16 protein-coding genes are annotated in these 12,227 nt (G+C 56.7%); all 16 read right to left on the bottom strand.

The annotated features are described in order from the left end of the window. Positions 1–170 precede the first annotated feature (170 nt). The 16 genes from JTP94_RS20730 to JTP94_RS20655 all read right to left on the bottom strand — a co-directional run bounded on the left by JTP94_RS20730 (position 171) and on the right by JTP94_RS20655 (position 12,078). Positions 171–1,019: a GIY-YIG nuclease family protein gene (locus JTP94_RS20730; RefSeq protein WP_204852375.1), complete on the bottom strand. Its 849-nt coding sequence runs from the start codon at positions 1,017–1,019 to the stop codon at positions 171–173. A gap of 26 nt (positions 1,020–1,045) precedes the next feature. Then, positions 1,046–1,741, bottom strand: coding sequence for a hypothetical protein (locus JTP94_RS20725; RefSeq protein WP_204852374.1), 696 nt, complete (start codon positions 1,739–1,741; stop codon positions 1,046–1,048). A gap of 9 nt (positions 1,742–1,750) precedes the next feature. Further along, the gene (locus tag JTP94_RS20720; protein WP_204852373.1) at positions 1,751–2,068 is read right to left on the bottom strand and encodes a hypothetical protein; all 318 of its coding nucleotides are present in this window, start codon (positions 2,066–2,068) and stop codon (positions 1,751–1,753) included. A gap of 239 nt (positions 2,069–2,307) precedes the next feature. Continuing rightward, complete coding sequence (locus JTP94_RS20715) at positions 2,308–2,595, bottom strand: hypothetical protein (RefSeq protein WP_204852372.1); 288 nt, start codon at positions 2,593–2,595, stop codon at positions 2,308–2,310. Then, the gene (locus JTP94_RS20710; RefSeq protein ID WP_204852371.1) at positions 2,592–2,957 is read right to left on the bottom strand and encodes a hypothetical protein; all 366 of its coding nucleotides are present in this window, start codon (positions 2,955–2,957) and stop codon (positions 2,592–2,594) included. The genes JTP94_RS20715 and JTP94_RS20710 overlap by 4 nt, the downstream gene beginning before the upstream one ends. Before the next feature lie 135 nt (positions 2,958–3,092). After that, positions 3,093–4,007, bottom strand: a complete 915-nt coding sequence (locus JTP94_RS20705) for a hypothetical protein (RefSeq protein WP_204852370.1) — start codon at positions 4,005–4,007, stop codon at positions 3,093–3,095. 14 nt (positions 4,008–4,021) lie between these two features. Next, on the bottom strand, positions 4,022–4,618 hold the full coding sequence (locus JTP94_RS20700) for a hypothetical protein (RefSeq protein ID WP_204852369.1): 597 nt from the start codon (positions 4,616–4,618) through the stop codon (positions 4,022–4,024). A 101-nt stretch (positions 4,619–4,719) separates the two neighbouring features. Then, complete coding sequence (locus JTP94_RS20695) at positions 4,720–5,220, bottom strand: hypothetical protein (protein WP_204852368.1); 501 nt, start codon at positions 5,218–5,220, stop codon at positions 4,720–4,722. Between the two features lie 11 nt (positions 5,221–5,231). After that, positions 5,232–6,128: a hypothetical protein gene (locus tag JTP94_RS20690; RefSeq protein WP_204852367.1), complete on the bottom strand. Its 897-nt coding sequence runs from the start codon at positions 6,126–6,128 to the stop codon at positions 5,232–5,234. Positions 6,129–6,139: 11 nt separating this feature from the next. Further along, positions 6,140–6,520, bottom strand: a complete 381-nt coding sequence (locus JTP94_RS20685) for a hypothetical protein (protein ID WP_204852366.1) — start codon at positions 6,518–6,520, stop codon at positions 6,140–6,142. A gap of 12 nt (positions 6,521–6,532) precedes the next feature. Continuing rightward, the gene (locus tag JTP94_RS20680; protein ID WP_204852365.1) at positions 6,533–6,742 is read right to left on the bottom strand and encodes a hypothetical protein; all 210 of its coding nucleotides are present in this window, start codon (positions 6,740–6,742) and stop codon (positions 6,533–6,535) included. Positions 6,743–6,870: 128 nt separating this feature from the next. Next, positions 6,871–7,404, bottom strand: coding sequence for a hypothetical protein (locus tag JTP94_RS20675; RefSeq protein ID WP_204852364.1), 534 nt, complete (start codon positions 7,402–7,404; stop codon positions 6,871–6,873). A gap of 14 nt (positions 7,405–7,418) precedes the next feature. Beyond that, entirely contained in the window at positions 7,419–9,662 is a 2,244-nt protein-coding gene (locus JTP94_RS20670) for a hypothetical protein (protein WP_204852363.1), read from the bottom strand. A 143-nt stretch (positions 9,663–9,805) separates the two neighbouring features. After that, the gene (locus JTP94_RS20665; protein WP_204852362.1) at positions 9,806–10,060 is read right to left on the bottom strand and encodes a hypothetical protein; all 255 of its coding nucleotides are present in this window, start codon (positions 10,058–10,060) and stop codon (positions 9,806–9,808) included. A 16-nt stretch (positions 10,061–10,076) separates the two neighbouring features. Further along, positions 10,077–11,642 carry a phage terminase large subunit gene (terL, locus tag JTP94_RS20660; RefSeq protein ID WP_204852361.1) on the bottom strand — a complete coding sequence of 522 codons (1,566 nt, stop codon included), beginning with the start codon at positions 11,640–11,642 and terminating at the stop codon, positions 10,077–10,079. Continuing rightward, positions 11,605–12,078 carry a hypothetical protein gene (locus JTP94_RS20655; protein ID WP_204852360.1) on the bottom strand — a complete coding sequence of 158 codons (474 nt, stop codon included), beginning with the start codon at positions 12,076–12,078 and terminating at the stop codon, positions 11,605–11,607. Before JTP94_RS20655 ends, terL begins: the two co-directional genes overlap by 38 nt. Positions 12,079–12,227 lie beyond the last annotated feature (149 nt).

The following is a 12,227-nucleotide window of genomic DNA, read 5'->3' as shown; positions in this document are numbered from 1 at the left end:
GCAACTTTCACAAACCAATAGCCTAAGATTTTGGAGACGATTGCCACTCCACTGAAGTTGCCAGCGTAGATCAACGTGGTTTCGCCACGCCCCGCACGCGTCACAAACTGCAAAGGCTTGGGGGGATTTGGAGCTTACTCTCGCTCTTCCGTGTGGCCGCCATGCCATGTTTATGCAGCCTCGCTTAGATACTGAAATATGAAGCCGCGAGCCGAGTTTTTCACGCCCCTGCACACTTCGGAAATTGAACTGCGATGGACCCCGTATTTGGCTGAAGCTTCGATGGCGCTTGGGTACACCTGGCCGTCATTGAGGCACACCAAGGGCTTCATGAGCTTCTTCGACCCCTTTGATGCACGCTCGGAAGCACGTTTACTTGCTTCTGCAATTTCTTCCTCTGCGTTGTATTCATCCCCAAGATAGCGGAACACGCGGCCACCAGCGGAAGCCCTACGAGCTTTCCGAAGGCAAACTTCTGTAATGGCGCTTTTGCTTATGAGATAGAATTCTGACGCAACTCTCGTGCTCTCAAAAACATTCCCGTCGTTGAGGCATATGACCTGCCGCTTCAGTGCATCAGGACCGAGCTTTGCAAAGATCGCAAACTTATCCTTGTTCGCCAGTCCTCGTTCACGCTGTCTCTGTTTGGCAGTCTCAGAATTTCGCTTTCCAGCCCGATATTTGTTTCCTGTTTTTAAGACAGAGATTTTAGCGCGGGTCTCAGCCGATGTAGCTCTTCCTTGCTGACCAAGCCCACCATCGGTGCAATTATATTGAGGCTTTAGTAGCGCGATAAATTCCGCCTCTGCCACTAAGCCCTCATCGCCAGTTCTGAACCGAGACAATTCTTCAATTACGAACGAGTCACGCTCATATTTCCGGATAGCCTTCTGAAGCATCCCCGATTGGTTTTTCTTGAATGCATGGCAAATGTGTTGCGAAAACCTGAACAACATTGGCTGGGTAGTAACGCCAATATAAAACTTGCCATTGACCGTATTCGTGATCTTGTAGACCACGGACGGCTTTTCACGAGCTGAGAATTTCATCGCTGATAATATGCGTTTGTAGATGGGGCAATAAAGAGAGGAACATCCTCGGTGTCTTCTTCCTGAGCATTCTGAAGCGCTTGCTGTGCTTTGGCCTCAAGCCTCATGACTTGCTCTGGCGCATAGCTGTGAGCGAGCCGAGACGCCAATCCCCACGCAAAGGCGCCGAACCATCTGTTCGGGAGATCAAGCGTTTCACCGCCCTGCAGATTGGCGTCGAAGATCTGCGTCACGCGATAATAGCGGAGCAGATACGGCCCACCGCCGTCAGGGACTTGCCAGAGCGTGATCGAGGGGGAAAGCAGGCGATCGAACCAGAAACTCGTAACGCGTCCCTGCATGTCCTTGTTGGGCATAGAAGCGTATTCGGTGCGAGACAAAGGCCAGATGATCGTATCGATCGGGTTGCCATTGCCGTCGTCCACACGCCAGTAGATATCGAGGATCATGATCGTGGAGGGATCAACGGGATATACTGCCTGTCCTTGGATAAGCGTTACCTCGACCAGATCGACCTTCCACAGATTGGGAGTGTCGTTGTTCCAATCAGAAAGCATCAGGTTCATCGCCATGCGGGCGTCAACCAGATGCTCCTGTGTAATGGCCGCGCGACGAATGCCACACAAGCCATATGAATACATCGTGACTTCGCCGATCCCCGGATTGAACGAAGTTGTGCCGCTGCTTGTCATCTGGCCGCCTTACGCTGAAGTGATCACGGCAGGGCTATAGCCGGGAGTGGCGCGGAACCAGCGAGTACTCCCGTCAGGGATGAGCCGCCCAGTGGTGGCAGTCACGGTTACAGAGGCATTGGGGCCAAAGGCGACGCGGACATTGCTGCCGCTAGTTGTGATCTCCCAGAACTGGTCCTGACCGTTTAAAGAAGTCGCTACGACTGTCGATGTCTGCGAAGAAGCGGACAAGGTAATGTCCTGTTGACTGATAATGGCGTCGTCAGAAGCGGTTTGCTGTTGGATCCGCGCATTCGTCGTCGTGAGGACGATGTTCACAGTTGCCATATTGCCCTCGAAAATGGAGAAGGCAGGAGCCGAAGCCCCTGCCCTAGTGGAAGGATTTCAGTGTCTCGGCGAGACGCGCTCGTTTGGCCAGCTTCGGATTGTCCGAATGTGCGGCCTTCTCGATCTTATTGGCGGGGATTTTATCCCCCTTCTTCACGCCCAGTTCACGATGCAAGGCTCCCGGATGCTTTATGGCTCCCGAGACCCACTTGTCCTCGACCGACCCGCCAGAGGCGTAATCAGTCGCCCTCCTTATCGGAGGCACCCGTCGTCTTGGCGGCCGAGGAAAGCGGGCTGGAATCAGCGCCTACGCGACCGCCGGCTTTACGGCCGGGACGGTCAAGGCGCATCTTCGACTTCTTGCCGTCGACCTTGCCCATTTCCTTCTTCTTGACGCGGCCGCCGTCCTTGCGTTCGTCAGCCTCTTTCTTCACGTTGGAATCAGCGCCGGCATAGACATCCTTGGGAGACTCGTCCTTCGGAACAACGCCGCCGTCCTTGCGGCAACTTTTCATCTTACCCTTCATGGCGTGTCTCCTGCCTGGGGCTGTTGAACATAGAACACGGTTACAGTGACCGCTCCCGCAGTCGTAGCGCCCACGGGCGTTACCGTGACGAATACGCCGTGGTTGGTCGTGATGTTCTGCATCGCAGTGAGCTGAGCTGCAGAATAGGTGGGAGCGGCGCGTCCTGCGACCTTCGCATCCACCGCGCCGACATATTGAGTGCCGGCGGCGGCTGTACCGATCGTAAGAGTGGCCGAGGTCGCAGAGTCATAGGCAGTCGTCACATCGACGTTGAAACCGGTGATCTGGCTACCTTGAGGAAGGTCAACGCGGCCGGTAACTGCGGTCGTGCTGTTCTGCGTCAACGAAACGCGCTGAGACATGAGGGCATAGCCCTGGTCAGTATAACCAGAGCTAGTGCCGTCAAGTTTTTGCGTGAACGTCGAGAGAGGGCCGGTAAAGGCTGTGGTGGTCATTGGGATATCCTTTCCTTGAGGAAAGTTCTCGACCGGCCGCGGTTAAGCGGTCGGCAGAGAACCCCAAATTGCACGCCAGTCGTAATAGCCGAACGAGTAACGAGCATAGCCCTTCACCAGAAGGTTGTCGGTCGTGAAATCGACCTGCATATCCGTCTCGAACGGGATACGATCGAGATAGAGAAGCCCTTCGATGTTGGTGAGGAGGAACCATGCGAAGTTGCTGGTCAGGAACTCCGACACCGTATAGCCCTCCGGCAGACCACCAGAGGTGGACAGGATGGCGTTGACATCGTTATCGGCGGTGCCCGGACGTAGTTCCGTCTTGGTGAGGCGGATTGCGACAGGCTCGAGAGCATTCGGGACCACGAGCTTGCGAGCCCGTGCGAATGTCTTGAGACCGGCGTTGTCGAGGAACGTGACCGGGATCGTCGTCATCGCGTTCAGCAGAGCGGATTCGTTCAAATCCACCTGAACGGCCGGCGTGTTGGCAATCGTACCGCCATCGATCGGATGATTGCTTGCCACGAGGGACACGCCATCGCCGCCGATTGCCGGATTGTAGACGTTCGACGTGTTGAAGACGTTCCACCCGTAGATTTCCTTGGTCTGGGCAAAGGATTGCATCAGGCCGAGGTTGGAAGGCTGGAACTGGGCCTTGTAGAGGTTGTCGTCGATCGCCTTGCGCGTGATCGCATAACCGAGAGCAATTTCATTGTGCTCCTGGTTATAGATGTAGCGCTCACCGGCCTGGTTGTCGAAGGAGGTCTGGCCACCTTCGGTCTTGAGCTTTGCGAGACCGAGATAACGCATGGACGCAGTGCGTTCCAGCGCCATCTTGGAATTGCCCTTGGTGAACACGTTCGGCCAACGGGCGGGGATCTGATCGTACTTACCGGTAACGCCGCGGAGACCGGGGAGGAGGAGATCGCGGATTTGTGCGAGATTGATAGCCATATCCTAATCTCCTCTTACTGGCCCGTCAGGACGCGGGTATCGACGTTGTTGAATGCAACAACAATCCAGTTGCCATTCGACGTAGCGTCGGTGCCATTTGCGCCGGGCGGGTTGGTGATGAGATTGACGATACGGAACGGCAGCGTGGTCGTTGCTGCTGCAATCGTCGCCTGGTTGGCATAGGCACCGGAACGGCCCGTGAGGGCATTCCCCGTGCCGATCGCGAAGTTGATGTTTGCACCAACGTCTGCCAGCGTGACCGGAGATCCGGCATTGCCGGACTGAACTTCGAACTGTGCGTTCGGATCATTGATGATCCACGCTTCAACGGTCGTGTTCGCGAGAGCGGACCCAGAGCCAGGCCAGTATTCAGCCCATACCCGACGCCCGACAGCGGCCGATATGTAAGTGCAGCCGAGGAAAATGCCTGCGATCTGCGTGGTGCCAGCAACGGACTGAGCGATAGTGCCGTCCGACTGACTGGTGACGGGATCTCCAGAATAGATTGCGCCAGCGGTCAAGGCGATCTGACGAGGAACTTGCTCGTAGGTCGGCGAGGAACCGGTACCGCGTGTCTGAGAGAAACCGAACGGTGCAAAGGTGTTAGCCATTGCCATCTCCATTCAGGAAGGAAGAGCATCGCTACCGGCCCGGTAGTTATGTCTCGGATGATGCTAGAGCGGCCCGCTCTGGCAATAGAGGTACGCAAGCCTTAGGAATCGATTTCCATGGCTTCGTAAGAGGTGCGATTGAAGTTCTGCAGATTGGGAGCTTCGCGCGGCAGCGTGCCGGCCGGAGCTTCGCCGAGCTGTTGCTTCTTGACGCGAACGACTTCGGCGGCGGCGGCGCGATCTTCGGCCTGCGCTTCCCGAGTGAGTTCGATCGGGCGTTCCATCAGCATAAGGCCGTCGCGGATGATCGGGCCATTGTAACCGTCGGCGACGAGATCGGGATGACGTTCGGAAGTCACCGGTTCCCAGCCCTGTTCGCGCATGAAGACATCGTAGGAAGGATCAGGCGCACCATAGACGGTGTGACGCTTCCATTCGTAGCTGGTGCCCTCCGGGATAACCCTCGGGTCGATATAGTATTTGTCGGCGATCTGACCGCCCTTGCGCTTGCGCTCCCGGATAGGAGCGGTGCGGATTGCAGAGCGCACTTCGTCTTCCTTGCGCGGCCGGCCTGGGCCACGCTTCTCGATATCGGTTTCCATGTGAGTGATCCTTAGTGAGTGGTGCCATTCTCGCGCTGGATAGCGAGGAGCTGCTTGGCATATTCGGCGTCGGTGAGGCCCGACAGTGCGGCAATCTCGCGCTGAGCAGCCGTGAGCCGAATGGTATTGGTCCCGCGCGGCTGAGGGGCGTCAGCAGACCCACCACGGCTTACAGGAGCGGCCGGCGCTGCTGTGGTGCGTCTGGCCCCAATCCCGGGGTCCTGTTCGTTCCGCGGCTTCAGCCCCATTTCCTTTTCGATGAAATCGAAATAGTCGTCGCTGTCGATGGAGATTCCGCTCTCGACCGCCTTGTGGTGAGCGGCGATCACATAGCTACGCTTGGCATCGTTCAAAAACATGTCCGGATGAGACCGAACCCAGCTTGCCGACGTTGCCGTCATGCCGGTAACGTATTGCTCGATCGGATCGCTCTTCTGCTTGGCATCTTCGGAACGGCGCTCAAGAGCGGCCTTGCCTTCCTTCATCCGCTGCGCCTTGACAGCAACCTCGGATATCGCAGCCTGCGCATCGGCGGCAGCCTCGAAGTCTCCCGCTTCCATAGCGAGACGATACTTCTGCTTGGCGTCGTTGCGCTCGTGCTCGACATTCGCAATCGCGTTGTCCAGCGCCATCATTTCGGCGCTTACCGCAGTATTGCGAACCTGGGCATTCTCGCGCTGGAAGCGTTCGATCTCGGTGGCGCGGTCCTTGGCTAGGCGCTCTGCCTCGACCGCTTGAGCCTTGGCATCGGCGGCTTCTTTCTGAGCGGCCGCCAACTGGGCCTTCCAGTCCTCGACGCCGCCAGGATTTTTCCCGGTATCGCCTTCGATATCGCCAGCTTCGAGCATCGTGTCATCGACGACAATTTCCAGATCATCATCCGGCTTGTTGCCTTCATCAGTAGCCATCGTGGTTTTCCTCAGTAGATCAGGGAGGGGTCAGAGACGCGGCCCTTGATGTGGACGTCCTCAAGCAGCCGGCAGTGCGTTTCGTTGATGTCGATGGAGAAGCCATCGGAAACGCGATAGATCACCCAATCGCCGACCTCGACGTTTTGGCCACCGAAGTCATTGGAGCCGTCATTCTGAAAGGCGATCGGTCCCTTCTTCAGGACAAGGCCAACCTTGCCTTGCCAGCGGTCTTCATCCTGGGTTTTCTCCGGGATGAAGATGCTGCCGATCTTCGCGCCACGCATGTAAATGCCGACGAGGATCTGATTGTGCATGACCTCGAAACCATCGATGTCACCGATGGATGATAGGATTTCTTCTTTCGTGCTTTGCGGCTTATTTGCTGCCATGGTTTCCTCTGGTTAAAGGCGTTGATCACCCATCTTCCGAACGATTTCGGACAGCACTTCGAGCGCGGTATTCAATCCCGCGATCTCTCCGCACCGATATTTGTAATCAGGAAAGTCAACCGCGATGTTGCCTGCGACCGCTTCGGACTTGGTTCCGATAATCTCGCCGAGCTCTTCCCGCGCCCTATTGAGCAAGCGGATATCTGCAACACTTGCGCTCATGAGTTCTCGCTTCGCTGCTTACGCCGTAAAATGCCACACGATGGGACGGCGCCGTTCTTCACGGGCGAGCAAACGCTTGTTCCGGTCGCGAGTGGGGCCAGTCGAAAAACCCCCATCGTGTATGCGGATTATTTGGCCTTGGCGTTCTTGCCGTATTCCTTGATTTTCTCGAGCCGGCCTTCGCCACTGCCCGCGCCGGCCGTCATCTTCGGAACGCGACCGCCATCTTTGCGCATCGGCATACCCGGAGACGGGGGCATAGGAGCCCCAGGAGAGGCTTGAGCCGGCATTGGCGGCGGAACAGGCGCGCCACCCATCGGAGGCGCCATTGGGGCGCCCTGAGGCTTTGACGGGGCAACAATCACGTTTACCGTGGTCGCGCTTCCCTTCTTGGCTTTGCCGACGTTCCCGCCATTGGCAAACTTGCCGGGGCGATCGATGCGGACCTTGGCGTTCTTGCCGTCGACCTTCGAACCGTCGACACGACCGCCGCGCTTATAGCCCTTGGCATATTCGCCTGAAGCTTCACCCTGCGTACCATCCGGGCCGGGAAGAACATGGCCGACGCCTTCGTCTGTTCCGAGATCGGCCGTCGTGATCTTCATGCTGCGCATCTTGTCGGCACGGCTCTTGTCTGCCTCGCCTCGCATCTGATGGGCCATAGATATTCTCCTGATTATTGAGGGCCGAGAACGCCCATGGATTTCGATGCATCCTGCACTTCGTTTAAAGCACTCTCATGCTTGGCGAGATCACCAAGGAAGTTCAGACCGGCGATCTTCTGCTTTGCCTGCAGTTCTTGTGAACTGGCGGCTGCCTGCTGCTGTACCAATTCCTGCTTGGCCTGGATCTCAGCCTGATCCTTGGCTGCGTCCTGATCTGCAATCTTGGCCTTCAGTGCCAGTTCCTGCTGCTGACCCTGAGCCTTGATCTGCTGGTCTTTGCTCTTCAGGCTGAGTTCAGCCATCTTTGCCATCGCCAGCGGGTTCGGCTGCGGCGGTTGAGGAGGAGCCATCAATGCCTGCGCATCGTCATAGCCGAGCATCGTAATGACGCGATTCAAAACCTCGTCGCTGTTCAGCTTGCCCTCATAGGCTTTATCGAGCTGGACAAGAGCCTGAGCCTTCATGAGGCGATGCATGTGAGACGGCGTGTTTGGATCAGCCATCGGGACGATCGATGCGTCTTCAAGTGCTGCCACGAACTTATCCGCATTCCAATCCAGCGATCCCTTGACCGACCGCACGAACGATTCCGGATTTTCTCTAAAGCATTCCTTGAGAAGTTGGAATTCTTCGGCCTGTGCGGCATGGAGACGCTTATGGACAGCGCTTTCGATCTTAGTGGCCTGCTCCAGCAGAGCGAGCGTTGTGCCCACTGGAGCGTCTTGCTTGCCCTCGCCTATGCTCAGCTCCGCAGTCCCGCCAACACGTTGGCCAGTTTCAGCGACGTTCTGGATGAACTGTGCGAAGGCTGGCTTGATATCGCCGTATGGCAGCGGCATAATCGCATCTTTCAGCGACATTCCATTTGTCTCGAGGCCGACGCCGCCGCCTGGAGGAACCCGAAACTCGTTGGTGTTCTGCCGTCCCGCCAGCTTGGCATAGATAAAGCCTGGGAAGTTGGCGAACATGCCGGCGTCAAGCATTTCACGCCATGCCGCCGTCAGTGCATTCGTCGTATTGCCGAGGATATGCACGAGACCGATGTCATAGAAGCCGAGACCGGGCACGAACGAGTATTTGACGAAGATTATCTTCGCAAGCTTCGTCTCGTCATCCTCACGCCAGTTACGACGGACCTCGAGAACCTGTCGGCTATCGCGATCGATGACGACACGGTATGGAAGGGCAAGGCCGGTCGGGCCTTTGTTGTCCTTGTCCTCAAAGCCCTTGATATCCAGTTCGCAATAGCATTCATAGATGGTGTGATCCCGATCTACTTCCTGCATGGCGATCTGCGGATCAATGCCCTGCGTATTGGCAATCTCCTGATCAACCGCGTTCGGAAGCGAAGGATTGGCAACGCCGAGCGAAATATCCCGATAAGCGCCAGCCAATTGCATCCGCTTCAGCGTGGACGGCTTCATCGTGATCTGATGTGTCACACGGCGAGAATTGCGCAGATCCGTGGAAGCATCGGAGACGATCAAGTCCTTGGCGTCGACCGATTCCGAAACCGGGCGCCTGCGGATTGGGCAGTTATAGACCTTCTTGAAACCACAACCACCGAAGCCAACATAAAAAAGCAGCCTGTCCGTATCGGGATAATATTCCGTGGCCGTCGTCGTCAGGTAATAATTTAGATCACCCTCAAGTGCCTCAGCAAGCTCATCCTGAATGCCGTTCTCATCGATCTTGTCTTCGACCTTTACGGGGCCAGAGGACGGAAGCAATTCACCGCGGGCGTTAGCCTGGAAGCGGAGCACAGCCTCAAGCAACAGCGGATGGCGAACCGTGGACATGCCCTCAAGAGCAACGGACGAGTCTACACCGCTCTTCGGGTTTTCCATCTTGAGGCCGAGCAATCGAATGCCCTGCGCTCTGGTCTCAAGCCAGTCTGTGCGTGACTGATCGTCCTGCTGAATGCCGAGAAGCAAATCCTCGGCTATATGGCTTAGCTCGCTGTCGTCGATATATTCCGCAAGGTTGGCATCGTGCTCCTTTGCCCCAGCCTTATCCTTTCCGGGCGTCTCCGGGGAGAAATCAATCGTGACGCCGCCATCGTCCATTTCAATGATCGCCGCGCCTGTCGCAGGATCGATCGTGACGCCGTCGACAGGACCATCCGTTGAGAGATCAACATCCACGTCACCGAGGAGAGACGGCACGTCTGGCTCCGGCTGGCGCATAGCCGAGGGCGCAAGCAAGCCCATCGGCATGTTAGCTGCCGGAAGCTCGTCTTTCTTCTTTCGGGCCATGGATTATCGATGTCTCTCTGTGACGAGCTGACGAACAGCGTCTTCGGTCGGGCCGGTGGCGATCAGTTGAAAGCCAACGAATGCGCCCCACTTGCCAGGCTCTATCTCACGATAGGTGAAGCGACGGACGAATGGGGCGAGCATTATTTCTCTACCGCATTGAGAGCGGCTTCGGCTTCGGCCGTGAAGAATGTCCAGAGCGACGCAACGGCTTCAGTCATCGGTACCAGCATCACATTGCCGCGAACGAGAGCAGGAGGGCCGCGAAATGCCATCCTATTCGGATTGAAGCCCATGCTCATCACAATGGCGCGCGCAGCCTTCTCGATATCCGAGACTGACGGCTGAGCTTCGATGCCTTCATGCGCTGCGGCGATGATGCTTTCGGAGATGATCATAGGGCTTTCCTAACCGTTAGACTGGATAAAGAGGCTTGCTCACAGGGCGATGCATAAGATCACCCTCCATCTCCGCAGCCATTTCCGATCCGTGGATCAACAGGCCGCTGTCTCGCAGATGCTTCAGCGCCTGCGTCACGCTATCCACCAAGTCGTCATGTGGGGCACGCGGGAACGAAGACATTTCCGTAATCACCATGTCCGCCCAATCCCGGTCAGGCGCGTAGATCATCTCAGCCGAGAACAGATGCTGAATAGCATAGGCTCTGGCAGTCTTGTCGCCGCCCTTGGGATCGACAAGCTGAACGCCATAGCCTTCTGCGGCATGAAGGCGCTGCAGCTCTTGAGAAACCGATATGCCGGCAGCCTTGGATTCAATCAGGATCCGATCAATCTTGAAGCGCCGCGCAGTTGCAGCGGTCCGCTCGACTAGATCATGAAGCGCCAGTCTGTCCCGCCAGGCATTCATCAGAATGGCCTTCGGCATATCGTATCGGTCGTAATAGACACCCCAGACCGTCATGGCCGAGAAGTCATTCTCCGTCTTTTGGGTATAAGCCGTGTCCAACGAGCCGATAATGTACTCGCAGGCCGGAAACTTCTTAAACTGCGGGTCATCTGGATCGTCCGGATTGCCCCAGATCTGCCACCAGTCGCGTTTGAAGATCCCTCCACCGCGAGGCGTCGGTGCTTGCTGATACTGTCCAGCGAAGCCATATGGCCCCAGCGTGGTTTTGAAGTCCTCAACCACCCGCTTGCTGAAGCGCTGTGGCCAAGCCAGTTCGCCATCAGCGTCGCGAGGATCTGTCCAGCCGATCGATGTATGATAGCGCCGGCCATCCCATTCCATTGGGATCATCAGGTGTTCATAGCCGCCTAGCTCGATAAGGGCGCCAGAGACATCATCCTCATGGACGCGCTGCATAATGACCGCGATAGCCGACTCATCCATGTCGTTAAGGCGGTTGGACATGCCTTCACGAACCCAGCGAACCGTTTCCTTACGAACCGTGTCCGATTCCGCTTCCTTGACGTTGTGCGGGTCATCGAGCACCACGCGGTCACCGCGTTCACCCGTACCAACGCCACCAACTGACGAAGCGAACTTCCACCCCATATGGTTATTGGTGACGCGCTCCTCGCCGATCTTCTTAAGGAGAAACCTGTCTCCGAATATCCCCTGATACCAAGGACTCATCAGCAGATCGCGGAAGCGCCCGTTGTCACGATGCGTTAGGATCGATGCATATGAGAATGAGATATGGCGCAGATGCGGGAACTGAAACCATTCCCATGCCGGCCAAAACACATTCGCGACAAGGGACTTCATAAATCCCGGCGGAACGTTCACCAGCAGTCGATTGATGTCTCCGTTGGTGATAGCCTCGAAATGCTCACAAACCGCGTCCAGAGCCCAACCCGTGACCATGGGCTTTGCCGGTTCCAGAATGTGCCATGCTTCGCCAATGAAACCCCTCAGCGTCTGGCACTTGGCCCGTATACGTTCAGCGTCGGTCGCAATCCTGATGCGTTCAGACTCATGCTCACGTTTCGCTATCTCCTCCTTCACCAGTCTCAGCATCACCGCTGGAGGCGCTGGCAAAGTGAGCAAGAAACTCTTTGACGGACTCGAGTTGTTCACGGGAATATCCGGTTAAGTCTATCTGGACCGGGCCACCATTCGGACCCTCTAGCCTGCGCTTGTCGATGAGATGACCGTGGAGTTTTGCCTTGCCCATTACAGCGGCTACAGCAGCGCTAGATTGCTTCTCCGCTATCGCGATAGCACGAGCCTCTTCAAGCTCGTCTGTGAGGCTGTGGATGGTCACAGCAGCCCGTTCGGCTGCGCGCCCTTGTATCTCGGCCACTCGCGCCTGAATGTTGCCCTTTGTTGCCAGCCTTGATGCATGGTGCCTGCTGGGCTTGAACCCGGCTAGCTCATATGCCTCGTCCTGGGTTTTGCCTTCGGCGCGGAGTTGCGAGAACTTCTCGTGCCGTGCATTTTTCAGAACCGGCATATCCTACCTGCTTGCCTTCCTGGCCACAGTCACCAACCGCCGGCAATCAGCCAGGACAGAATTGAGCGCCGGTCCTGAGACGATACCCATACCCATCGGATACGGCATTCCCTCTTGCTTAAGGACTGCTATGAGGTTGTCGACCTCGG

Source organism: Martinezella lusitana (assembly GCF_016901135.1).
Lineage (GTDB): Bacteria > Pseudomonadota > Alphaproteobacteria > Rhizobiales > Rhizobiaceae > Rhizobium > Rhizobium lusitanum_D.
The sequence above is the reverse complement of the archived record's forward strand: the minus strand, read 5'-3'. Positions and strand labels throughout refer to the sequence as shown.

Bases quoted from the DNA above. Each gene is read 5' to 3' on its own strand.
- JTP94_RS20725 (WP_204852374.1), bottom strand. From the start codon at position 1,741: ATGACAAGCAGCGGCACAACTTCGTTCAATCCGGGGATCGGCGAAGTC.
- JTP94_RS20720 (WP_204852373.1), bottom strand. From the start codon at position 2,068: ATGGCAACTGTGAACATCGTCCTCACGACGACGAATGCGCGGATCCAA.
- JTP94_RS20715 (WP_204852372.1), bottom strand. From the start codon at position 2,595: ATGAAGGGTAAGATGAAAAGTTGCCGCAAGGACGGCGGCGTTGTTCCG.
- JTP94_RS20710 (WP_204852371.1), bottom strand. From the start codon at position 2,957: ATGTCTCAGCGCGTTTCGTTGACGCAGAACAGCACGACCGCAGTTACC.
- JTP94_RS20705 (WP_204852370.1), bottom strand. From the start codon at position 4,007: ATGGCTATCAATCTCGCACAAATCCGCGATCTCCTCCTCCCCGGTCTC.
- JTP94_RS20700 (WP_204852369.1), bottom strand. From the start codon at position 4,618: ATGGCTAACACCTTTGCACCGTTCGGTTTCTCTCAGACACGCGGTACC.
- JTP94_RS20695 (WP_204852368.1), bottom strand. From the start codon at position 5,220: ATGGAAACCGATATCGAGAAGCGTGGCCCAGGCCGGCCGCGCAAGGAA.
- JTP94_RS20690 (WP_204852367.1), bottom strand. From the start codon at position 6,128: ATGGCTACTGATGAAGGCAACAAGCCGGATGATGATCTGGAAATTGTC.
- JTP94_RS20685 (WP_204852366.1), bottom strand. From the start codon at position 6,520: ATGGCAGCAAATAAGCCGCAAAGCACGAAAGAAGAAATCCTATCATCC.
- JTP94_RS20680 (WP_204852365.1), bottom strand. From the start codon at position 6,742: ATGAGCGCAAGTGTTGCAGATATCCGCTTGCTCAATAGGGCGCGGGAA.
- JTP94_RS20675 (WP_204852364.1), bottom strand. From the start codon at position 7,404: ATGGCCCATCAGATGCGAGGCGAGGCAGACAAGAGCCGTGCCGACAAG.
- JTP94_RS20670 (WP_204852363.1), bottom strand. From the start codon at position 9,662: ATGGCCCGAAAGAAGAAAGACGAGCTTCCGGCAGCTAACATGCCGATG.
- JTP94_RS20665 (WP_204852362.1), bottom strand. From the start codon at position 10,060: ATGATCATCTCCGAAAGCATCATCGCCGCAGCGCATGAAGGCATCGAA.
- terL (WP_204852361.1), bottom strand. From the start codon at position 11,642: ATGCTGAGACTGGTGAAGGAGGAGATAGCGAAACGTGAGCATGAGTCT.
- JTP94_RS20655 (WP_204852360.1), bottom strand. From the start codon at position 12,078: ATGCCGGTTCTGAAAAATGCACGGCACGAGAAGTTCTCGCAACTCCGC.